The sequence below is a fragment of the Actinospica robiniae DSM 44927 genome (assembly GCF_000504285.1).
Taxonomy (GTDB): Bacteria; Actinomycetota; Actinomycetes; order Streptomycetales; family Catenulisporaceae; genus Actinospica; species Actinospica robiniae.
The window spans coordinates 5,526,411-5,548,343 of the sequence record NZ_KI632511.1 but is presented as its reverse complement, the minus strand read 5'-3'; the positions used below and the strand labels follow the sequence as shown (position 1 = coordinate 5,548,343).

16 protein-coding genes are annotated in these 21,933 nt (G+C 72.1%); 13 read left to right on the top strand and 3 right to left on the bottom strand.

Annotated elements, in window-relative coordinates:
* The first annotated feature begins 72 nt into the window (after nt 1-72).
* The 5 genes from ACTRO_RS23460 to purU all read left to right on the top strand — a co-directional run bounded on the left by ACTRO_RS23460 (nt 73) and on the right by purU (nt 5,721).
* Nucleotides 73-1,509 carry an NsdA family TPR-like regulatory protein gene (locus tag ACTRO_RS23460; RefSeq protein WP_051451266.1) on the top strand — a complete coding sequence of 479 codons (1,437 nt, stop codon included), beginning with the start codon at nt 73-75 and terminating at the stop codon, nt 1,507-1,509.
* Nucleotides 1,510-1,756: 247 nt separating this feature from the next.
* Nucleotides 1,757-2,869, top strand: coding sequence for a hypothetical protein (locus ACTRO_RS23455; RefSeq protein WP_157436385.1), 1,113 nt, complete (start codon nt 1,757-1,759; stop codon nt 2,867-2,869).
* Between the two features lie 152 nt (nt 2,870-3,021).
* Nucleotides 3,022-3,873, top strand: a complete 852-nt coding sequence (locus ACTRO_RS23450; RefSeq protein ID WP_051451265.1) for a winged helix-turn-helix domain-containing protein — start codon at nt 3,022-3,024, stop codon at nt 3,871-3,873.
* Between the two features lie 59 nt (nt 3,874-3,932).
* The gene (locus tag ACTRO_RS23445) at nt 3,933-4,796 is read left to right on the top strand and encodes a sirohydrochlorin chelatase (RefSeq protein ID WP_034266363.1); all 864 of its coding nucleotides are present in this window, start codon (nt 3,933-3,935) and stop codon (nt 4,794-4,796) included.
* Between the two features lie 58 nt (nt 4,797-4,854).
* A complete protein-coding gene (gene purU / locus ACTRO_RS23440; protein ID WP_034266360.1) occupies nt 4,855-5,721 on the top strand; it encodes a formyltetrahydrofolate deformylase in 867 nt (288 codons plus the stop codon).
* 430 nt (nt 5,722-6,151) lie between these two features.
* Here the strand turns inward: purU and ppc are convergent, their stop codons facing one another.
* Both ppc and ACTRO_RS23430 read right to left on the bottom strand, forming a co-directional pair.
* Nucleotides 6,152-9,019, bottom strand: a complete 2,868-nt coding sequence (gene ppc / locus ACTRO_RS23435) for a phosphoenolpyruvate carboxylase (protein WP_084316483.1) — start codon at nt 9,017-9,019, stop codon at nt 6,152-6,154.
* Between the two features lie 282 nt (nt 9,020-9,301).
* The gene (locus tag ACTRO_RS23430) at nt 9,302-10,330 is read right to left on the bottom strand and encodes an SMI1/KNR4 family protein (RefSeq protein ID WP_051451263.1); all 1,029 of its coding nucleotides are present in this window, start codon (nt 10,328-10,330) and stop codon (nt 9,302-9,304) included.
* A gap of 317 nt (nt 10,331-10,647) precedes the next feature.
* Here ACTRO_RS23430 and mfd point away from each other — a divergent pair, with 317 nt between their 5' ends.
* From mfd to ACTRO_RS23390, 8 genes are all read left to right on the top strand, one after another.
* Complete coding sequence (gene mfd / locus ACTRO_RS23425) at nt 10,648-14,241, top strand: transcription-repair coupling factor (RefSeq protein WP_034266358.1); 3,594 nt, start codon at nt 10,648-10,650, stop codon at nt 14,239-14,241.
* Nucleotides 14,242-14,463: 222 nt separating this feature from the next.
* Nucleotides 14,464-15,531, top strand: a complete 1,068-nt coding sequence (locus tag ACTRO_RS23420) for a nucleoside triphosphate pyrophosphohydrolase (RefSeq protein WP_034266355.1) — start codon at nt 14,464-14,466, stop codon at nt 15,529-15,531.
* A 100-nt stretch (nt 15,532-15,631) separates the two neighbouring features.
* Complete coding sequence (tatA, locus tag ACTRO_RS23415; RefSeq protein ID WP_051451262.1) at nt 15,632-15,910, top strand: Sec-independent protein translocase subunit TatA; 279 nt, start codon at nt 15,632-15,634, stop codon at nt 15,908-15,910.
* Between the two features lie 230 nt (nt 15,911-16,140).
* Nucleotides 16,141-17,445, top strand: coding sequence for a cytochrome P450 family protein (locus ACTRO_RS23410; protein ID WP_034276325.1), 1,305 nt, complete (start codon nt 16,141-16,143; stop codon nt 17,443-17,445).
* A gap of 145 nt (nt 17,446-17,590) precedes the next feature.
* Nucleotides 17,591-18,871, top strand: a complete 1,281-nt coding sequence (gene eno / locus ACTRO_RS23405; protein WP_034266352.1) for a phosphopyruvate hydratase — start codon at nt 17,591-17,593, stop codon at nt 18,869-18,871.
* Between the two features lie 100 nt (nt 18,872-18,971).
* The gene (locus ACTRO_RS23400) at nt 18,972-19,565 is read left to right on the top strand and encodes an FtsB family cell division protein (RefSeq protein ID WP_051451261.1); all 594 of its coding nucleotides are present in this window, start codon (nt 18,972-18,974) and stop codon (nt 19,563-19,565) included.
* Nucleotides 19,566-19,596: 31 nt separating this feature from the next.
* On the top strand, nt 19,597-20,160 hold the full coding sequence (locus tag ACTRO_RS23395; RefSeq protein WP_051451260.1) for a DUF501 domain-containing protein: 564 nt from the start codon (nt 19,597-19,599) through the stop codon (nt 20,158-20,160).
* Complete coding sequence (locus ACTRO_RS23390; RefSeq protein WP_034266350.1) at nt 20,157-21,095, top strand: Ppx/GppA phosphatase family protein; 939 nt, start codon at nt 20,157-20,159, stop codon at nt 21,093-21,095. The genes ACTRO_RS23395 and ACTRO_RS23390 overlap by 4 nt, the downstream gene beginning before the upstream one ends.
* A gap of 71 nt (nt 21,096-21,166) precedes the next feature.
* On the opposite strand, the gene ACTRO_RS23385 is transcribed toward ACTRO_RS23390, so the two are convergent.
* The gene (locus ACTRO_RS23385; RefSeq protein WP_051451259.1) at nt 21,167-21,796 is read right to left on the bottom strand and encodes a GNAT family N-acetyltransferase; all 630 of its coding nucleotides are present in this window, start codon (nt 21,794-21,796) and stop codon (nt 21,167-21,169) included.
* Nucleotides 21,797-21,933: the final 137 nt, after the last annotated feature.

Genomic DNA, 21,933 nt, shown 5'->3' with positions numbered 1-21,933 from the left:
GACGCACCGGTGGGCGCGCGTAGACCGTTCCCGTGCACACGCCTGTGGACCCGAAGGACAAGGGGAGGCCCGATGGCCGTACGCACCGCCGGACCGCGGCAGCCGAACCAACGGCTCGCCGCGCTGATCCAGGAGGCCGCGAGCTCCAACGCGGGGCTGGCCCGTCGAGTCAACATGGTCGGCGCGGAGCACGGCCTCGACCTGCGCTACGACAAGACCTCGGTCGCCCGCTGGCTGCGGGGCCAGCAGCCGCGGGGCATGGCGCCGACCCTCATCGCCGAGGCGCTCGGGCGCAAGCTCGGCCGGCCGGTGACGGTCGAGGAGATCGGCATGGCCGACGGGCGCAACGGCTCCTCCAGCGTGGGCCTGCACTTCGCGCCGTCCACCGCCGCCGCCATCGAGGAGGTGACGGAGCTGTGGCGGGCCGATGTGAGCCACCGTGAGTTCCTGCTCGGCTCCTCCTTCGCCGTGGCCGCGCTGATCGCGCCCAGCCGGGACTGGCTGATCACCCCGCCGGACGCGGAGGTGGCCCGGCCGCCCTCGCTGGCCGGGCGCGGCCCGCGGGTCGGCCCCTCCGATGTCTACGCGCTGCGGGCCGCGGCCAAGGTCTTCCGCGACCTCGACCACCAGTTCGGCTCCGGCTACGTGCGCTCGATCGTGGTGCACTACCTCGACGACGTGGTCGCCGAGATGCTCACCGGCACCTATCCCGAGCGCACCGGGCGGGCCCTGTTCTCTGCCGCCGCGCAGATCACCGAGCTGGCCGGCTACATGGCCGTGGACACCGGCCGGCACGGCCTGGCCCAGCGCTACTACATCCAGGCTCTGCGACTGTCCCAGGCGGCCGGGGACCGCGCCTACGGCGGATACGTGCTCGCGGCCGGGATGAGCCATCTGGCCGGGCAGCTCGGCTCCCCGCGCGAGATAACCCAGCTCGCCCGCGCGGCCAACGAGGGCGCCCGGGATCAGGCCACGCCGACGGTGCGCGCGATGTTCCACGCCGCCGAGGCCCGCGGGCACGCGGTGCTGGGGGACGTGCGCTCCTGCGAGGCAGCGCTCTCCCGCGCGGCCGCGGAGATGGAGAAGACGAATCCGGCCGAGGATCCGGACTGGATCAGGCATTTCACACCCGCTTATCTGTCCGACGAGTTCGCGCACTGCTATCGGGACCTGGACCGGCCCCGGCAGGCCAAGGACCACGCGCAGCGGGCGCTGGCCGAGCACGCGCCCGGCCACGTGCGCCGCCGGGTGGTCGACACGGTGCTGGTGGCCACCGCGTACGCGCAGGAGCGCGAGGTGGAGGCGGCCTGCGCCACCGGTTCTCAGGCGATCGAGATGCTCAGCCAACTGCGTTCGCACCGGGGTGTGGAGTACCTGCACGATCTCGACCGCAGGCTCGACCCGTACCAGGACAGCTCGGCGGTGCGCGGTTTTCGCGAGCGGCTGGGCCGGCTCGCGGTCAGGCAGAGCGCGTTGCCGCTGGTCCTGGCCCCGGCGCTGCCGCGCTAGCGGGTATCGAAGCGGCCCGGCGGGGCGATCCGCGCGGGCCGCGGCGGACGACGGCGCAGGCGGATGCGGAGCCGCGGCTATTTCGAAGCCTGGTAGAACCGAGTTGCAGTTCTGTGACAACCCCGGCCGTGATCGTGGCAGGGCTTGCCTGGGCGAGTAGCGTCTATTCGGTCGCCGTGGCGAGGGGTTCACCCTGCCCGCGGCGCCGGACGAACGCCTATCTGCGAGGAATTGCACTGTGTCCCAGATGCCCGAAGTGCCGGGGAGCTGGCCGGAAGAAGGCTCTCCGTACCAGCCCGGTGCGCCGATGGAACCGGTGCAGCAGTCCTACCAGCAGCAACAACAGTACCAACAGCCCTACCCGCAGCAGTCCTACGGCCAGAGCCCGCAGTACCCGGCGGGGCAGCAGCAGCCCTACGGCCAGCCCCAGCAGGCCTACCCGGAGCAGGCCGCGGCGCAGCAGGCGATGTTCGGGCAGGAGGAGCAGGCCTCGGTACCCAGCGAGTTCGACCACCTCTTCCGCGACTCGGTCCCGACCGACCGGCGCTCGATATCGCGCCAGGCCGTGGTCGGCGCGGCGCCCCCGGCGGCCGGGTTCGCCCAGGCGGCGCAGGCGCAGCCGCAGCCCGCGGCCACCGCGATGTTCACCCCGCAGCAGGAGCAGGCTCCCGGCTACCCGCAGGCCCAGCCCGCGTACGGCGGCCCCGGCCAGGGCTACGGCGGGGCCGGATACGACCCGCTGCCGCCGCGTCCCGGCCGCAGCCGCACGCCGCTCGTGATCGGCGGCGTGGTCGTCGTGGTCGCCGCGGTGGGCCTGTACCTCGGCCTGTCCGGCGGCGGCTCCGGCACGCCCTCGAGCCAGTCCAGCGGCAATCCGAGCGCCAGCAGCTCCGCCGGGTCCAAGCAGAGCGCGCAGCAGGAGGCTGACGCGCTCTACCAGCTGGTGACCGAGGCCAAGGACCTGCGCAGCGACGCCAACGGGGGTGTCAGCGCCCTGGTCGCCTGCAACATCCCGGTCGCGAAGGCGGAGATCAACAGCGCGGTGACCGGCCGTCAGGCCGCGCTGAACACGCTGGCGAAGCTGGACGTGAGCAAGATCGACGGCGGCACCGCTCTGGCCGCCGCGCTCAACAAGGCCTGGCACGACTCGTACACCTCGGACAACGACTACGCCAAGGCCGTCGCGGACTTCGACGGCGGCGCCACCTGTTCGGCGGCGGCGGTCAAGGCCGACCCGAACTACGCGGCGGCGAGCCAGGGCAGCAGCGAGTCCACCCAGGCGAAGCAGTCCGCGGCGAAGCTGTGGAACCAGGCCATGCCCACCTACGGCAAGCCCCAGATCACCAGCGCCCAGCTCTGACGCGGCTCTGACATCCGAGCGCTGATCGGGTGAGCGGAGCACCGGCGGGTTCACTCCCGCCGGTGACGTTGCGTCACCCACTCGGAGGAGCTCTAACCCGGGCACAACGACACGGCAACACCGCCGAAACCCGGGGCGTGGATCGTGGGCCCATGGCATCGGCAGAGACGCTCGACCAGCGACCGCCCACCTCCCTGCCCGCCCGGCCGCCCCACCCCGACGCGTCCACCACCGCGGCGGAGTTCGACGGCGGGCCGCTGACCGGCAGCGTCGTGGCGATCACGGCGGACCGCAGACGCGAGGAGCTCGCCGCCAGGCTGCACGGGCTCGGCGCGCGCACCGTGGAGACCCCCGTCGTCCGGCTCACGCCCGGGGACGAGGGCGCCTCCGCCCGCCGTGCCGGCGACCGCGCCGCCGCGGCCCGGTTCGTCGGGGCGCTGGTCCGCCGGGACGTGCACGCGGTCACCTTCACCACGGCGCCGGGCGTCACCGGCCTGCTCGAGGCCGCCGCCGTCACCGGCTCGCTCGACGTGCTGCTGGCCGCGCTGCGCTCGGACGTGCTCCCGGTCTGCCTCGCCCCGGCCTGCGCGCGGCCGCTTCAGGCCGTGGGGGTGGAGCCGCTGACGGCCGAGCGCCCGCGCTTCCCGGCCCTCGCCGACCTCCTCGCCGCGACGCTGCCGCAGCGCATCCGGCACGAGGTGCGGCTCGACGCGGAGCGCACGCTGGTGCTGCAGGGCTTCAGCGTGGCCGTGGGAGGGCACTGCGTCACGCTCCCCCCGCTCCCGGCGGCGGTGCTCGCCGAGCTCGCCCGACGGCCCGGCTGGGTGGTCTCGCGCTCCGAGCTGCTGCGCCGCGTCTGGGATATCCGGGACGGGAACGGCGCCCACCGCGACGAGCACGCGGTGGAGGCGACGGTGGCGCGGCTGCGCACGGCGCTCGGGCCGGCCGCGGGCTTGGTGAAGACCGTGACCAAGCGCGGTTACCGGCTCGACATCGAGCCCTGACTGTTCGACCCGCCGGCGTCGGCGCAACCCGCTAGCCGTCCACTCACAGGGAGGCCCGCATGCCCGTGTCCCGCCCCTCGTCCGCAGCCGTCGCGCCACGGCCCGCCCCGAGCGTCCTCCCGCCCGCGCGCGACGACGTGCCGGCGGTCGTGGTGGCTCACGGCACCACCCATCTGGAGGGCCTGCTCACCCTCGACGCGCTGCTGGAGCGGATCAGGTTCCTGCGGCCGGGCCTGCCGGTCCGGCTCAGCTTCGTGTCCAAGGCCGAGCCGCGCCCGGACACGGTGCTGCGCGAGCTGGCCGCCCAGGGCGCGCGGGAGGCCGTGGTGCTGCCGCTCTTCCTCGGGTCCGGCTACCACGTGCGCCACGACATCCCGGCCGCCGTGCGGGCCGTCACGAAGACCGTGGCGATGGCCGGTGCGCCCGGCCAGGATCGCGCCGCGCGGCTACTGGTCCACGTGGCCCGCGCGCTCGGCCCCGACCCGATGCTGGCGCAGGTGCTGGCCGAGCGCCTCGGCGCGGTCAGCGGGCGCGTCTTCGGCACCGAGGTGGTGCTGGCCGCGGCGGGCTCGCTGGACCAGCGGGCCACGGCCGACGCGGTGGCGATGGCGGGCCTGTTGGCCGAGCGGCTGGGAATGCCGGTGCGCACCGCCTTCCTGACGGCCGCGGAACCCTCTGTCAGCGCTCTGCTGGCCCGGCTGTGCCGCCGGGGGCGCCCGGTGGCCGTCGCCACCTACCTGCTCGCCGAAGGCGGCTATACGCGCCGTCTGGGGGACATCGCGGCCCTGTCCGGCCTCGAGCCCGGCTCAGTGCGTACTCCGCGCGTCGCCGCGCCGCTCGGCTCGCACGACCTCGTGGCGAAGCTGCTGCTGCGCCGCTACGACCAGACGCTGTCCGGGCCGGCGGCGCCCGCGTCCCGATGACCTGCTCATCTGACGGTCGATATGGGCGCGCCGGAGGGCACTGCCCTAGCCTGGCCCCATGACTGAGGACGCGTCCGCCGACTACATCCTGACCTTGTCGTGCCCCGACCAACGGGGCATCGTGCACGCCGTGGCCAGCTTCCTGCTCGTGACCGGATGCACGATCGTGGACAGCCAGCAGTACGGCGACCCGGACACCGGGGTCTTCTTCATGCGGGTGCACTTCCGGGCGCAGGAGCCGGGCGTGGACCTGACCACGCTGTCCAACGGGTTCGCGGCGACCGGCGCGTCGTTCCACATGCAGTGGCAGATCCACCAGGCGGCGACGCACATGCCGATGGTGATCATGGTCTCGAAGTTCGGCCACTGCCTCAACGACCTGCTGTTCCGGCACAGCATCGGCGCGCTGCCGGTCACCATCCCGTTCGTCGTCTCCAACCACACCGACTTCCGCACCCTGGTCGAGTCCTACGGGATCGAGTTCGTCCACCTGCCTGTGGACAAGGAGAACAAGGCGGCGCAGGAGGCGCGCCTGCTCGAGCTGGTGGCCGAGCACCGGATCGAGCTGGTGGTGCTGGCCCGCTACATGCAGGTGCTCTCCAACGACGTGTGCAAGGCGCTCGAGGGCCGGATCATCAACATCCACCACTCGTTCCTGCCGTCGTTCAAGGGCGCCAAGCCCTACCACCAGGCGCACGAGCGCGGCGTGAAGCTGATCGGCGCGACCGCGCATTATGTGACGGCGGATCTGGACGAGGGCCCGATCATCGAACAGGACGTGGCCCGGGTGGGCCACGGCATGACGCCGGATCAGCTGGTCGCGGCCGGCCGGGACGTGGAGTGCCGGGTGCTCTCCCGCGCCGTCGGCTGGCACGCCGAGCACCGGGTGCTGCTCAACTCGCGCCGTACGGTGGTCTTCTCCTAACGTAATCCGGCGTGATCCGGCGCCCTTAACACACCCGCCGCCGATCCACAGGCGGATCCGGGAACTGGTGCGCCTTGTCCGGAGTTGTCCCCAGGCGAGCCCCGGCGAACCCGGTGGAAAGTGGTTATCCACAGCCCGGTCCGCCGGAGTTTTCCCCAAGCGAGTCCATTTCGTTACGCCAGACCGGGGGCACGCGACCGGGTTATCCACAGGATTTATACACACCGTGGACAAGATCTGTGGATCCTGTGGATAACCGGCTGGCGCTGTGGATAACTCGGTGTAGCGCGCTGCATCCGCCCGGCTATCGGCGCTGCGCGGCCAGGCCCCGCGACGCCCCACCCCCAGCCGCCACGCATCCGGCCCCACACGCCCGTGTGCCCGGCACCCATACGGGGTGCCGGGCACACGATGGTTCGGGGCGCCGGACTCAGCCGGTGTTGCGCAGACCCGCCGCCACGCCGTTGACCGTCAGCAGCAGCGCCCGGCTCAGCTGCGAATCCGGCTCCTCGCCGGCCGCCACCGCCTCGCGGTGCCGCTTGAGCAGCGCCACCTGCAGGTAGGAGATCGGGTCGAGGTACCGGTCGCGCACCTGCAGCGTGCGGGCCAGCACCGGGTCGGTGCCCAGCAGCTCGCTCTGCCCGGTCACCTTGAGCACCTGCTGCACCGTCAGCTCGTGCTCCTCGACGATGCGGTCGAACACGTGCCGCAGGTGCTCCGGCACCAGCTGCTCCACGTACAGCCGGGCGATCCGCAGGTCCGTCTTCGCCAGCGTCATCGCGACGTTCGACAGGAAGTTGCGGAAGAAGTGCCAGTCCTCGTACATCTCCTGCAGCACGTCCGCGTGCCCGGCCTCGTACGCCCAGGCCAGGCCGGTGCCCACGCCGAACCAGCCCGGCACGATCTGGCGCGACTGGGTCCAGCCGAACACCCACGGGATCGCCCGCAGGCCCTCGAGCCCCGCGCCCGAGTCCGGCCGGCGCGACGGGCGCGAGCCCAGGTGCAGGTCGCCCAGCTGGTCCACCGGCGTCGAGGCCAGGAAGTAGCGGGGCAGGTCCGGGTCGTCGACCAGGTCCCGGTACGTGGCGAACGCCGCGTCCGAGATCCCGCTCATCGTCGCCGTCCAGCGGGCCAGCGCGTCCGTGCTCTGCCGCGGGCCCAGGTGCAGCACCGAGGCCTCCAGCGTGGCCGCGACGGTCAGCTCCAGGTTCTCCCGGGCCAGGCTCGGCAGCGCGTACTTGTCCGAGATCACCTCGCCCTGCTCGGTGACCTTGATCTCGCCCTCGAGCGTGCCCCACGGCTGCGCCATGATCGCCTCGTGGGTCGGACCGCCGCCGCGGCCCACCGTGCCGCCGCGGCCGTGGAAGAGCCGCAGCCGTACGCCGTGCCGGTGCGCCACGTCGCGCAGCTTGCGCTGGGCGAGGTGGATCTCCCACTGGCTGGTGGTGATGCCGGCCGACTTGTTCGAGTCGCTGTAGCCGAGCATGACCTCCTGCACGTCCCCGCGCAGCCGCACCAGCTTGCGGTAGGACGGGTCGTTGAGCAGGTCGTTGAGGATGGTGTCGGCCTGGCGCAGCTCCTCGACCATCTCCAGCAGCGGCACGAAGCCGATCGCGGCCCGGCCGCCGCGCAGGTCGATCAGGCCCGCCTCGCGGGCCAGCAGCACCGCCGCGTACACGTCGTCCACCCCGCGGCACATCGAGATGATGTAGCTCTCGATGACGTCCGGACCGAAGCGGTCGATCGTCTCCTTGATCGCGGTGAAGATGCCGAAGGTCTTCGCCCCGGCGTCGTCGAGCAGCGGGGTGGCCCCGCCCCAGGCGTCGAAGCCCTCGATGCCCTGCCGGTGCGCGCGCTCCGGCAGCTTCGCCAGCGGCCGGCGCGAGCGCAGCTCCTTGGCCAGCAGCCCGGCCCGGTAGTCGCGCGGCATGTCGTCGTAGCGCCAGGCCTCTCCGCCGAGCCGGTCGATCAGCTGGCCGACGGCGTGGTGGTGCGCGTCCGCGTGCTCGCGCACGTCCAGGGTGGCCAGCTGCAGGCCGAAGGCCGAAATGGTACGGATCACCTGGTCCAGGCTGCCGCGGGCGATCAGCTCGCCCCGGTCCGCCAGCAGCGACTCGCGCATCAGCAGCAGGTCGGCCACCAGCTCTTCGCCGTTGAGATAGTCCTGCCCGGGCACGTGCGGGCGCGCCTCCGCGATCCGCTTGCGGGTGTTGAGCAGCTTCTCCCGGATGCAGGTGGCCTTGAGCCGGTAGGGCTCCTCCAGGTTCTGCCGCCGGTACCGGGCCGGAATGTCCGGCAGGGCCTCGAGATCCCGGGCGAGCGACTCCTCGAGCTCCGGGGTGACCCGGGCGATCCGCTTCGAGGTGGACAGGGTCGAGCGCAGGCCCTCGACCAGCTTGAGCGCGTCGTCGATGGCCCGCTCGTGCTGCAGGCCGAGGATCTCCAGGGTCAGCGTCGGGGTGACGTTCGGGTTGCCGTCCCGGTCGCCGCCGATCCAGCTGCCGAAGCTCAGCGGCCGCGCGTCCACCGGCAGCCGCACGCCGATCCGCTCGAGCTCGGCGGCGAGCTCGTCGAGCACGTCCGGCACCGCGCCGGAGTGCAGCTCGTCCAGGTAGTACAGGGCGTTGCGGGCCTCGTCGGTCGGCTCCGGCCGGGTCACCCGCAGCTCGTCGGTCTGCCAGAGCGACTCGACCAGCTCCTCCAGCCGGCGCGAGGCGCGCCGCTGGGCCACCGGGTCCACCGGCGTGCCCGGCTGCGGGAACGGGTTGGCGTCGAGCAGCAGGGCGATCTGGCGCAGCTTGCCGAGTATGGTCCGGCGGGCCGCCTCGGTCGGGTGCGCGGTGAAGACCGGGCGCACCGAGAGCCGGGAGATGACCTCCTCGACCCAGTCCCTGGTCACCTTGGACTCGGGGTCCTCGATCGCCGCGCCGATCCGCTCGACCGCGCGGGAGAGCCAGGAGCCGGTGGTGGCCCGCTCGCCGTGCAGCTCGCGGGCGCGGTGCACCTGCTCGGTCACGTTCGCCAGGTAGAAGTAGCTGGAGAACGCGCGCACCAGCCGGATGGCCGTGCCCAGGTCGATCTCGGCCAGCCTGGCCTGCGCCTCGTCCGCCGCGCCGGCGTCCGCCGACCGGGTCAGTGCCCTGATCTGCTCGACCAGGTCGAACAGGTACTCGCCCTCCTGCCGCACCAGCGTGCGGCCGAGCAGCTCTCCCAGGGCTTTGATGTCTCCGCGCAGGGCGGCGTCGGGCGCGGGCGGCGGCGCCGAAGGCGGACTGGGGACGGCGGCGGTGTCGGCCACGGCGGCACACTCCTCGGTTCACGGGCGATGCGCCGGACGCCGTTGTCCGCGCGGAAGGGCTTTGGCCCCATCGTATGCGGCGTACGTCACAGTGTCTTCATCTCGCCCACCCGCTGAGACCGACAATGGGCCGGTGGGAGGCAGAAACGGCGAACGCCGCCCCCGCGCGGGGGGCGGCGTACGGAAGGCGTACGGAAGGGTTCGAAATCCGAGCGCGCCCCGATCCGGAACCGGCGGACCGCCGCCGCGAGACCCGCTCGGGGCCCCGCGCCGGCGGGCGTGTCAGCGTCGGTGGAACGCCAGGTGCGGCGGCAGCGCGGAGCCGAGGTAGGCCACGTCCGTCACCAGGTTCGCGAAGCCCTGCTGCACCGCCGCCTCGGAGATCTCCTGGATCTGCGGCGGCAGCGCCACCAGGTGCCGGGCGAAGTCGTCGAAGTCGTTGCCGACCCGGATCAGCAGCTCGGCGCAGACCGAGGCGGCGTCCCGGTTGTCCCGGTCCCGGTAGTCGTCGTCGTCGAAGAACCACACCGAGCCCAGGTCGTTGCCCCGGATCTTGAGCACCAGCATGCCGCCGCGCACGAAGCCGACGCCCAGGTACTCCTCGGTGAACCGGTCGAACAGCGCCTGGTTCGCGTACACCAGCTCCTGGTGCGGGTCCGAGCGGCGCACGCCGAAGAGCCAGCCGTCCGAGACGAAGCCCGCGGACAGGTTGACCGCGGGTCCGAGCGGCCGGCCGCCGTCGGTGCCGGCCAGGAACCGCCGGTAGGAGACCGGCAGCTGGAAGCCGAGCTGCGACTCGAGCTGGACCATCGCCTCCTCGGGCACCGAGCCGGAGCGCTCGAAGGCGACCGGCTCGAGCATGCCCTCGTGCCACAGGCCCGACTTGGCCCGGTCCGCCTTGAGCGTGGCGATCCCGCCGTGGTGCCGGAACGAGCCGTTGAGCTCGGCGGGCACCATGAACATCCGGCGGCTGCGCGCCTCGTGCGTCCAGGTCCAGCCCTCGGGCGTGGCCGTGGGCGGCCGGCCCTGCTGGTAGAGCGGATCGCCGGTGCGCGAGGCGAGCAGGTTCGCCGCCACCACGTCGGTCACCCGCACCTCGTCCACCGACAGCTCGGCCGGCGGGTCGGCGATCTGCACGGCGTGCCGCGCGTACACCGAGAAGTCCGGGTAGCCGTGGAAGTTGAGGTACACCCCGCGCGGGTACTTGCGGTCCAGCTCGACGTCGCTGAACTCGATGAGCCGACCGGCGAACTGACCGTTGGGTATCCCGGCCGTGTTCGTCGGAAGGCCCGTGCCCGTTCCTTGCGTCATCGCTCTCCCAGTCCCTACGTCACAACTCTTGCGCCCGCCGCGGCAGCGCACCCCGGCACACAGTGCTCCTGGACGACGGTACCCGGCGCACCCGGATTTGCGGTAGGCGGGAGTGCCGTCCAGGTAAACCGGAATCGTGTCGGTCGCCCGGTTCGTTCCGGTTTCGAGATCCGCTCGCGCCTGACGCGTGATCCTCCCAGACCTCGGTCGGGCCGTGTGTCGGATCCAGTGCGTACCCTAGATGCATACCAACCCCCGGCCCCCCTCCTGCGGGCCGCTCGGGGTTAGTCGGCGTTGCCACCACCATGGAGTAGCCCATGCCCATGCCCGGTTTGCTCGAACCTCTGCGCACCGATCCCGCGGTCAAAGCGGCGATCGAGGCCGGCCGCGACCGCACCCGGCCGCGGCTCGACCTGACCATGGTCGCAGGCCAGCGCGCCCCGCTGCTCGCCGCTGTGGCCGAGGGCGCCGGCGCGCCGGTGCTGGCCGTCACGGCCACCGGCCGGGAGACCGAGGACCTGGCCGCGGCGCTGCGCTCGCTGCTCGGCGAGGACGCGGTGGCCGAGTTCCCGGCCTGGGAGACGCTGCCGCACGAACGGCTCTCGCCGCGCTCCGACACGGTCGGCCGGCGCCTGGCCGTACTGCGCCGGCTGGCCCACCCGGAGGATTCCACACCTCTTCAGGTCGTCGTCGCGCCGATCCGCTCGGTGCTCCAGCCCCAGGTGGCCGGGCTCGGCGATCTCGAGCCGGTGCGGGTGACGGCGGGTCAGGAGATCGAGCTGGAGGAGGTCACCCGCCGCCTCGCCGACGCCGCGTACCTGCGCACCGACCTGGTCGAGCGGCGCGGCGACTTCGCCGTGCGCGGCGGCATCCTGGACGTCTTCCCGCCCACCGAGGAGCACCCGCTGCGGCTGGAGTTCTGGGGCGACACGGTCGAGGAGATCCGCTACTTCAAGGTGGCCGACCAGCGTTCCCTCGAGGTCGCCCAGCAGGGCCTGTGGGCACCGCCCTGCCGCGAGCTGCTGCTGACCGAGACCGTGCGCAAGCGGGCGCACGGCTACGCCTCCGAGTACCCGGAGCTCGCCGACGTCTTCGGCAGGGTGGCCGAGGGCATCGCGGTGGAGGGGATGGAGTCGCTGGCCCCGGTCCTCGTGGACAAGATGGAGCTGCTGGTCGACGTCCTGCCCGAGCACGCCCGGCTGGTGCTGTGCGACCCGGAGCGGGTGCGCGCCCGGGCCGCGGACCTGGTGCGCACCTCGCAGGAGTTCCTCGAGGCGTCCTGGGCCGCCGCCGCGATGGGCGGCAAGAGCCCGCTCGACCTCGGCTCCGCCTCGCTCTGGTCGCTGGCCGGCCTGCGCGACCACGCCCGCGCGCTGGGCCTGCCCTGGTGGTCCGTCACCCCCTTCGCCGCCGACGCCGAGCTGGCCGAGCTGATGCCCTCGGAGCCCGGCGCCGCCGGGGCGGAGGGCGGCGCGGCGCTGGAGTCGGACGACACGGTGCTCTCCCCGGCGCTCGAGGCCCCCGACTACCGCGGCGAGGGCCCCCGGCTGATCGCCGACGTGCGCGCCTGGCTGCGCGAGGGCTGGCGGGTCGTGCTCACCACCGAGGGCCCCGGCCCGGCCGAGCGCACCGCCGAGCTGCTGCGGGCGGCCGACCTCGGCGTGCGGCTGGTGCCCGAGCTCAAGGAGACGCCGGAGCCCGGCATCGCCTACGTCACCTGCGCCTCGTTCGGCCGCGGCTTCGTCAACGAAGCGGTGAAGCTGGCCGTGCTGACCGAGTCGGACATCTCCGGCCAGCGCTCGTCCACCAAGGACATGAGCCGGATGCCCTCGCGCCGGCGCAACATGGTGGATCCGCTGCAGCTGCGCACCGGCGACTTCGTCGTGCACGAGCAGCACGGCGTCGGCCGGTACGTGGAGATGGTCCAGCGCACCGTCGCCGGCGCCACCCGCGAATACCTCGTGATCGAATACGCGAGCTCCAAGCGCGGCCAGCCCGGCGACCGGCTCTACGTCCCCACCGACCAGCTCGAGCTGGTGACGAAGTACGTCGGCGGCGAGTCTCCCTCGCTGCACCGGCTCGGCGGCGCGGACTGGCAGAAGGCGAAGACGCGAGCCCGCAAGGCCGTGCGCGACATCGCCGCCGACCTGATCCGGCTCTACTCCGCCCGCCAGTCCGCGCCCGGCCACGCCTTCACCACCGACACGCCGTGGCAGCGCGAGCTGGAGGACGCGTTCCCCTACGTGGAGACCCCGGACCAGCTCGCCTGCATCGACGAGGTCAAGAGCGACATGGAGAAGACGGTCCCGATGGACCGGCTCATCTGCGGCGACGTCGGCTACGGCAAGACCGAGATCGCCGTGCGCGCGGCGTTCAAGGCGGTGCAGGACGGCAAGCAGGTGGCCGTGCTCGTGCCCACCACGCTGCTGGTGCAGCAGCACTTCTCCACCTTCGCCGAGCGCTACGCCCAGTTCCCGGTGACCATCAAGGCCCTGTCGCGATTCCAGACCGACAAGGAGTCCACCGAGGTGCTGCGCGGCCTGGCCGAGGGCACGGTGGACGTGGTCATCGGCACCCACCGGCTGTTCGCCAAGGACACCCGGTTCAAGGACCTCGGCCTGGTGATCGTGGACGAGGAGCAGCGCTTCGGCGTCGAGCACAAGGAGCACCTCAAGCAGATGCGCGCGAACGTGGACGTGCTGACCATGTCCGCGACCCCGATCCCGCGCACGCTGGAGATGGCGGTGACCGGCATCCGGGAGATGTCGACCATCCAGACCCCGCCGGAGGAGCGCCACCCGGTGCTCACCTTCGTCGGCGCGTACGAGGAGAAGCAGATCGGCGCGGCGATCCGGCGCGAGCTGCTGCGCGAGGGCCAGGTCTTCTACATCCACAACCGGGTCGAGTCGATCGACCGCGCGGCCGCCCGGATCCGCGAGCTGGTGCCCGAGGCCCGGGTGGCCATCGCGCACGGCCAGATGAACGAGCACGCGCTGGAGAAGCTGATCGTCGACTTCTGGAACCGCGAGTTCGACGTGCTGGTGTGCACCACGATCGTGGAGTCCGGCATCGACATCGCCAACGCCAACACCCTGATCGTCGAGCGCGCCGACAACTTCGGCCTGAGCCAGCTGCACCAGCTGCGCGGCCGGGTCGGCCGGGGCCGGGAGCGCGCCTACGCGTACTTCCTCTACCCGCCGGAGAAGCCGCTGACCGAGACCGCGCACGAGCGGCTGGCCACCATCGCCCAGCACACCGACCTGGGCGCGGGCATGTTCGTGGCGATGAAGGACCTGGAGATCCGCGGCGCCGGCAACCTGCTCGGCGGCGAGCAGTCCGGCCACATCGAGGGCGTCGGCTTCGACCTGTACGTGCGGATGGTGGGCGAGGCGGTCAAGGATTTCCGCGAGCAGGCGTCCGGCCTCGAGGTCCAGGAGGAGATGCCGGAGATGCGGGTGGACCTCCCGGTCGACGCGCACATCCCGCACGACTGGGTCCCCGACGAGCGCCTGCGCCTCGAGGCCTACCGCCGGATCGCCTCGATCGCCGCCGAGACGGACGTCGTCGCCGTGCATGACGAGCTGGTGGACCGCTACGGCAAGCTGCCCGAGCCGGTCGGCAACCTCCTCGCCGTCGCCCTCTTCCGCGCCCACGCCCGCACCGCGGGCCTGTCCGAGATCGTGCTGCAGGGCAACTATGTGAAATTCAGTCAGACCTTCCTGCGCGAGTCCCAGGAGCTGCGCCTCAAGCGCGTCTTCCCCGGCTCGATCGTCAAGAAGCAGACCGACCACATCCTCGTCCCGCGCCCCAAGACCAAGGGCTTCCCGGCCGAGCCGATCACCGGCCTGCCGCTGCTCGAGTGGTGCCGCTCGCTGATCGACGGCGTGCTGCTGATGGGCAACGGGTCCTGACGGGAAGCGGGGAGGCAGGGCCGGCCTGACGGTTGATTCCGTGGAAGCAGTTGGCGCAGACGGCTCCACCGGAGTTCGCGGGCGCACGCCGAGATGACCGTCACGCTCGGTCCCAAACAGCGCCCGCGACCGGCTGACCATGTCCTGGCCGTTCGAGGCCGACCTCGACTCGACTGGGATCGCGCTGCCGGAGAACTGAGACACGCCCAGTAGGCTGCTTTCATGACCGGTCGAATCGTGCTGATCCCGTTCTCGCCGAGAGTGGCGCCGGGGCTGATGTCGGGCGCGGCGTGGGCGGCGGTGACGGAGCCGGGGGCCCGGGTGCATGCGGGGGCCGAGGAGCACCCGATCCTGGAGTACCTCGACGACCTGGACGTGGCGATCGAGCTGATCGAGGGCGAGTCGGCGGAGGTGGCCGAGGAGCTGCTGGCCGAGGCGGCGGCGGGGGCGCGGGTGGTCTGGCTGGCCGATCCCTCCGGCGCGGACCAGCGGCTGGTGCAGGCGCTGGGCCAGCGGCTGGCGGCCGGGCTGCCGGGGGCGCCGGGCGCGGCGGTGTCCGCGGACATCGAGCTCGAGGTGCTTCCGGGCAGCTACGACCTGCCGGGCGCCAAGCTGCTCGACCTGGTCGCGGTGATGGACCGGCTGCGCTCCCCGGGCGGATGCCCCTGGGACGCCAAGCAGACCCACCAGAGCCTGGTGAAGTACCTGCTGGAGGAGGCATACGAGGCGGCCGAGACGATCGAGGACGGCGACTGCGAGGTTCCGGGCGACGGGCGCGACGCGCTGCGCGAGGAGCTGGGGGACGTGCTGCTGCAGGTCGCCTTCCACTCCCGGATCGCCCAGGAGCACGCGGAGGATCCGTTCGGTATCGACGACGTCGCGCAGGGTATCGTCACGAAGCTGATCGGGCGTCACCCGCACGTGTTCGGCGACGGGGCCGCGCGCGACGCGGCCGAGGTCGAGGCGACGTGGGAGCAGTTGAAAGCAGCTGAAAAGTCCCGGACTTCGGTGGTTGAGGGCGTTGTGCTGGCCCAACCGGCCCTTTCGCTCGCCGACAAGCTGCTCAAGCGGGCCGGGGGCGCCGGGCTGGAAATAACGGTTCCGCAACTGCCCGCTCAGCTGGAACAGGCTTCTGATATATCGGCCTCTACACCGAAGGAGCAGGTCGGAAGGCTGTTATTGGCCGTCGTGGGCCTGGCTCGGGAACTGGGAGTCGATCCGGAGGAGGCACTGCGGATTCAGGCTCGCGGGCTACGGGATCAGATTCTTCACCGTGAGGCCTCCCGATAGTCGGGTAAGTACGGTTAGTCTGGTCAGTGCACCGGCGCCAAAAACCCGCCATCGGTGCGGAGAACGGCTACGGCATCAAGATCACTAGGAGTGCGGAACCATGCTGCGTGGCGGACTTGAGCCCTGGCACATCATCGTCATCCTTGTACTGCTCGTGCTGCTCTTCGGCTCGCGCAAGCTGCCCGACGCCGCCCGGTCGGTCGGTCAGTCGCTGCGCATCTTCAAGTCGGAGATGAAGGCCGCGGCCAAGGACGACACCCCGGCTGCCCCCGCGCAGCCCGCCGGCCCGGTCACCCCGCCGGCCGCCGTCGAGGCCTCGGTGATCACCACGGCCGCCCAGCAGGACGCCGTGCCGACCCCGGCCGCCGAGCAGCGCTGAAACTTTCACACGGGCCTCGTCGCCGAAGCTGATCCCTCCGGGCCGTCGGCGACGAGGCCCTGTGGCGTTCCCGGAAACGGCGGCGATCCCCGGCCCGGGTGACGCGAAGCGGTGAAGCGGTAACCCGATCGGGCTACTCCCAGCGGGTGAACCTCGATCCGGAGGACGCCGCCGCCCGGCACGACGGTCCCGGCCGCGGCGGTCTTCCGGCCCCGTGTGACCATGGATCGGTGAACGCGCCCCCTCCCGCTCCCGAGCCCGGCTCCGCCGCGGCCCGCCCGGCGCCGTCCGAGCAGCCCGAGCCGCCCGCGCTCTTCGACCGCGCGTTCATCGACGATCCCTACCCGGCCTACGCCTGGCTGCGCGAGCACGCCCCGGTCCACCGGACCCGGCTGCCCAACGGGGTCGAGGCCTACCTCGTCACGCGGTACGACGACGTCAAAGCAGTGCTCGCGGATCCCCGGCTGTCCAAGAACGCGGCGGCCTCGTTCCCGGGCTGGAAGCCGGGGCGCACCGGCATCCCGGGCGAGCACCGCTCGGGCATCGCCGCGCATCTGCTCAACCTCGACCCGCCGGACCACACCCGGCTGCGGCGGCTGGTGGCCAAGGCCTTCACGCCGCGCCGTATCGCCGACTTCGAGCCGCGCATCCGGCGCATCGCCGACACGCTGCTGGACGAGTGTGCCGCGCGGGCCGCGGCCGATCCGGACGGCAGCGTCGACCTGATCCGGGGCTACGCCTGCCCGCTGCCGGTGGCCGTCATCCTGGAGATGCTCGGCGTGCCGGAGGAGGACCAGGCGATCTTCCACGAGTGGGCCTTCGGCGTGGTCGACCGCAGCGGGCCGCGCGGCGGCGTCGGACGCTCCGTCAAACGCATCCGCGGCTACCTGCGCGAGATCATCCACAAGAAGCGGCTCGCTCCCGGCGACGACCTGCTGACCGCGCTGGTGCGCGCCTCCGACCACGGGGAGCACCTGAGCGAGGACGAGGCGGCGGCGATGGCGTTCATCCTCCTGTTCGCCGGCTTCGAGACGACGATCAACCTGGTCGGCAACGGGTATTTCGCCCTGCTCACCCATCCGGAGCAGCGAGATCGACTGCTGACGAACCCGGGCCTGCTGCCGAACGCGGTCGAGGAGCTGCTGCGCTACGACGGTCCGGTGGAGTTCGGCACCTGGCGCTTCACCACGGAGCCGATCACCGTCGGCGGCGTCGCCATACCGGCCGGCGAGCCGGTGCTCGCCGTGCTCGCCGCGGCCGACCGCGACCCGTCCCGCTTCGCCGCGCCGGACGAGCTCGACCTGGGCCGCGCGGCCACCGGGCACGTCGCGCTCGGCCACGGCATCCACTTCTGCATCGGCGCTCCGCTGGCCCGGCTGGAGGGGCGCATCGCCTTCGAACGGCTGCTGGCGCGCTACCCCGCCGCGGGTCTGGCCCGGCCACCGGAAGCGCTGCGTCGGCACTCGGGGCTGATCATGCGCGGGCTCTACGAATTGCCGGTTCGTCTGGAAGTTCCCTCCACGGCGTCCGTCTGAGCGCCGGCATCTGGCCGGGCGTCAGGCCAGCCGTCAGGATGATGATCGGCGACGAAGGACGGACAGCTGCGCGGGTCGTTCACGCCGTGAACTAGGCTGGGCCCGAAAACGAGACCTGAAGACAGCTTGGCGAAGGAGTACGCACGTGGCGTCCATCGAAGCAGTCGGAGCGCGGGAGATCCTCGACTCCCGTGGGAACCCCACCGTCGAGGTCGAGGTCGCGCTCGACGACGGCGTGATCGCCCGCGCGGCGGTTCCCTCCGGCGCGTCCACCGGTGCCTTCGAGGCCGTGGAGCTGCGGGACGGGGACAAGGACCGGTACCAGGGCAAGGGCGTGACCAAGGCCGTGCTCGCGGTGCTCGACGAGATCGGCCCGGCGCTGATCGGCTTCGACGCGCACGAGCAGCGGCTGGTGGACCAGGAGCTCAAGGACCTGGACGGCACCCCGAACAAGGCCCGCCTGGGCGCGAACGCCATCCTCGGCGTCTCGCTCGCGGTGGCCAAGGCGGCGGCCGAGTCGGCCCAGCTCCCGCTCTACCGCTACCTCGGCGGCCCGAACGTGCACCTGCTGCCGGTGCCGATGATGAACATCCTCAACGGCGGCGCGCACGCGGACTCCAACGTCGACATCCAGGAGTTCATGGTCGCCCCGATCGGCGCGGAGACCTACGGCGAGGCGCTGCGCTGGGGCGCGGAGACCTACCACGCGCTCAAGTCGGTGCTCAAGAGCCGCGGGCTGTCCACCGGCCTCGGCGACGAGGGCGGGTTCGCGCCGAACCTGGACTCCAACCGGGCCGCGCTGGACCTGATCCTCGAGGCCATCGAGAAGGCCGGCTACACCCCGGGCGAGGACATCGCGCTGGCGCTCGACGTGGCGGCCACCGAGCTGTTCAAGGACGGCGTCTACGAGTTCGAGGGCTCCAAGCTCACCGGCGCCGACCTGTCCTCCTACTACGCCGAGCTGGTGGCGAACTACCCGCTGGTCTCGATCGAGGACTCGCACAGCGAGGAGGACTGGGACGGCTGGAAGGCCGTGACCGACGCCCTCGGCACCAAGGTGCAGCTCGTCGGCGACGACCTGTTCGTCACCAACCCGGAGCGGCTCGGCCGCGGCATCAAGGGCGGCCAGGCCAACGCGCTGCTGGTGAAGGTGAACCAGATCGGCTCGCTGTCCGAGACCTATGACGCCGTCACCCTGGCCCACCGCAGCGGCTACCGCACCATGATGTCCCACCGCTCCGGCGAGACCGAGGACACCACCATCGCCGACCTCGCCGTGGCGATGGAGTGCGGCCAGATCAAGTCCGGCGCCCCGGCCCGGACCGACCGCGTGGCCAAGTACAACCAGCTGCTGCGCATCGAGGAAGAGCTCGACGACGCGGCGCGGTACGCCGGCCGCTCGGCCTTCCCCCGCTTCCAGGCCTAGAAGCGGATCACGCAATAGCATGGGTGGCGCGCTCCGATCCGGAGCGCGCCACACTCGTCTCGGCTGCCGGGACGCCGGAAGGTGAGGGGGTGTCAGGCCGATGGCCGACCAACCGCGGCGCCCCGCGCGCGACGTGTCGCAGCGTTCGTCCTCCGCGCGCCGCACCCCGTCCCGGCTCGGCCTGGTGCCGCCGACGCGCGCGGCCGAACGGGAGCCGCGCGAGCGGGAGCGGCAGGCCGAGGCCGAGCAGCCCGAGGTCGAGCCGGCCAAGCCGCGCACGCTGCCGCGTCCGTCCGGCCGGCGTCCTTCGGTGCCCCGCCCGAAGTTCCGGCTGACCAGGCGTGCCACCATCCTCGCGCTCGCCGTGTGCGCGGTCGTGGTCACGGTCGCCTACCCGTTCCAGGAGTACCTGTCTCAGCGTTCGCAGCTGACGAGCGTGGAGCGGCAGAACGACGCGCTGTCCAAGAAGGTCACCGAGCTTCAGTCGCAGATCGCGCTGTGGTCCGACCCGGGGTACGTGGCGATCCAGGCCCGCTCGCAGCTGCACTACGTCAAGCCGGGTGAGGAGGGGTTCACCGTGGCCGGCCCGGCCAACGGTTCCGAGCAGCTCGGTCTGCCCACCCCGACACCCTCGCCCTGGTACGACAAGCTGTGGAACACGGTGAAGGACCCGGGCTCCACGGCGACGCGCTGAACCGCCGTCGCCGGGTAGTACCGTAGAGCGGGTGAACAGCGTGGAAGGCAAGGACGTCGCGGCCGTCGAGGCCCAGCTCGGGCGCACGCCCAGGGGCCTGCTGGCGGTGGCGCATCGGTGCCCGTGCGGCAACCCGGACGTGGTGGAGACCGCCCCCCGGATCAAGACCGAGCGCAACCCCGACGGCGAGCCCTTTCCCACCCTCTTCTACCTCACCTGCCCGAAGGCGGCCTCGGCCATCGGCACCCTCGAGGGCGGCGGCCTGATGGCCGAGATGACCGAGCGGCTGGGCACCGATCCCGAGCTCGCCGCCGCCTACCGCGCGGCGCACGAGGACTACCTGCGCCGACGTGACGCGATCGAGGTGCTGGAGGGCTTCCCGAGCGCCGGTGGCATGCCGGACCGGGTCAAGTGCCTGCACGTGCTGGTGGCGCACTCGCTCGCGGCCGGCCCGGGCGTGAACCCGCTGGGCGACGAGGCGCTGGCGCTGCTGCCGGAATGGTGGCGTTCCGGGCCGTGTGTGCACGCGGGTCAGACGGCGGACGCGGCGGAGCCGGCCGGCGAATCAGGGCACTCCGAGAAGGGCGAGCTGTGAGCACCGGCAAGCGCGTGGCGGCGGTCGACTGCGGCACCAACTCGATCCGCCTGCTGGTGGCGGACCTCGACCCGGAGACGGGCGCCGAGACCGAGATCGACCGGCAGATGGAGATCGTCCGGCTCGGCCAGGGCGTCGACGCCACCGGCCGGCTCGCCGACGAGGCGCTGGCCCGCACCTTCGCGGCCTGCGACCGCTATGCCGAGATCATCCGCGCCCATGGCGCCGAGCACATCCGCTTCGTCGCCACCAGCGCGACCCGGGACGCGAGCAACCGCGACGAGTTCTTCGCCGGGGTGCGCGAGCGGTTCGGGGTCGAGCCCGAGGTGATCACCGGGCACGAGGAGGCCACGCTCTCCTTCCGCGGCGCCACGTCCGCGCTGGCCACCGACGCGGCCGAATACGCCACGCCGTACCTGGTGGTGGACATCGGCGGGGGCTCGACCGAGTTCGTACTCGGCGGCGACAAGGTGCAGGCGGCCAAGTCGGTGGACGTGGGCTGCGTCCGGATGACGGAGCGTCACCTGACCCAGGATCCGCCGACTCAGGATCAGATCGACGCCGCCCGCCGGGACATCGACGCGGCCATCGACGTCGCGGCCGAGAGCGTGGACCTCTCCCGTGCCCGCACGCTGGTCGGCCTGGCCGGCTCGGTCACCACGATGGCCGCCCTCGCGCTCGGGCTGGAGCAGTACGACCGCGACCGGGTGCACCTGTCCCGGATCCCCGCCGCCGTGGTCCGGCAGACCGCGTCCGACCTGCTCGCGATGACGCACGAGCAGCGCGCCGCGATGTCGGTGATCCACCCCGGCCGGGTGGACGTGATCGCGGCCGGCGCGCTCATCCTCGAGCGGATCGTGGATCGGCTCGGAGTGTCCGAGGTGGTTGTCTCCGAGCACGACATCCTCGACGGAATAGCGCTGTCGCAGATCTGACCGGCCCGCTGGCGCCGGTCCGATCAGAGACACGGATGTAAATTGCGGGCGCCGGGGCGTTTCCTCGGCGCCTACTGCTCGACCTTCTCCTCCGCGTTCTCCTCCGCCTTCGGATCCGTGAGGAGCTCGGTCCTCGGATCCGAGAAGAGCTTGGCGTGCAGGTGCTCGTCGTGCCACGCGCCGTCGGCATAACGGAATGAGCCCCGCAGTGTGCCCTCGTGCGGGAACCCGGCCTTCTGCGCTACTCGGCAGGATGCGGTGTTGCCCACGGAGTGCACCAGCTCGACCCGCCGCACACCGAGGCCGCCGAGCTCGCTCGCGGCGAACGCCCACGTGCTCACGGCCGTCAGCGCGTTCGGCGCGATGTTGCGGCCGCGTGCCCGCGGGGCGATCCAGTAGCCGACCTCCGCCGTGTCCCCGCCCTCGCCGTCGGCGTCCCGCCCGAAATCACGTAGAGTGATCGATCCGGCGAGCGGCCCGCCCGCCGCCTCGATGGCGAACGCGGCCCGCTTGCCAGTGCGCCACTGCTCCCGATTCCAGGCCACCCAGTGTTCCATTCCCTCCACGCTCGGTAGTCTCTGCCCGTAGCGGGCCCACCGGCGGATCTCCGGATCTGCCCAGGCGGCGACCATCGCCTCGGCGTCCGAGCGACGCCAGGGGCGCAGCAGTAGCGGGCCGGCGGCGATTTCCGGCTGATTCATGGTGGAGACCTCTTCCGCGTGGTTCGGAAATGGAACGCGCACTGTCTTTGTGCCACCCCGGTCGCTTACGATGGCATAACGACCGGCCCGACGCCGGTCCCTCAGGCTGCGTCCACGGTGCTCTCGAACATGGGGCG

Excerpts from the sequence above, each read along its gene's own strand:
- ACTRO_RS23460 (WP_051451266.1), top strand. The coding sequence starts at position 73 with ATGGCCGTACGCACCGCCGGACCGCGGCAGCCGAACCAACGGCTCGCC.
- ACTRO_RS23455 (WP_157436385.1), top strand. The coding sequence starts at position 1,757 with ATGCCCGAAGTGCCGGGGAGCTGGCCGGAAGAAGGCTCTCCGTACCAG.
- ACTRO_RS23450 (WP_051451265.1), top strand. The coding sequence starts at position 3,022 with ATGGCATCGGCAGAGACGCTCGACCAGCGACCGCCCACCTCCCTGCCC.
- ACTRO_RS23445 (WP_034266363.1), top strand. The coding sequence starts at position 3,933 with ATGCCCGTGTCCCGCCCCTCGTCCGCAGCCGTCGCGCCACGGCCCGCC.
- purU (WP_034266360.1), top strand. The coding sequence starts at position 4,855 with ATGACTGAGGACGCGTCCGCCGACTACATCCTGACCTTGTCGTGCCCC.
- ACTRO_RS23430 (WP_051451263.1), bottom strand. The coding sequence starts at position 10,330 with ATGACGCAAGGAACGGGCACGGGCCTTCCGACGAACACGGCCGGGATA.
- mfd (WP_034266358.1), top strand. The coding sequence starts at position 10,648 with ATGCCCATGCCCGGTTTGCTCGAACCTCTGCGCACCGATCCCGCGGTC.
- ACTRO_RS23420 (WP_034266355.1), top strand. The coding sequence starts at position 14,464 with ATGACCGGTCGAATCGTGCTGATCCCGTTCTCGCCGAGAGTGGCGCCG.
- tatA (WP_051451262.1), top strand. The coding sequence starts at position 15,632 with ATGCTGCGTGGCGGACTTGAGCCCTGGCACATCATCGTCATCCTTGTA.
- ACTRO_RS23400 (WP_051451261.1), top strand. The coding sequence starts at position 18,972 with ATGGCCGACCAACCGCGGCGCCCCGCGCGCGACGTGTCGCAGCGTTCG.
- ACTRO_RS23385 (WP_051451259.1), bottom strand. The coding sequence starts at position 21,796 with ATGAATCAGCCGGAAATCGCCGCCGGCCCGCTACTGCTGCGCCCCTGG.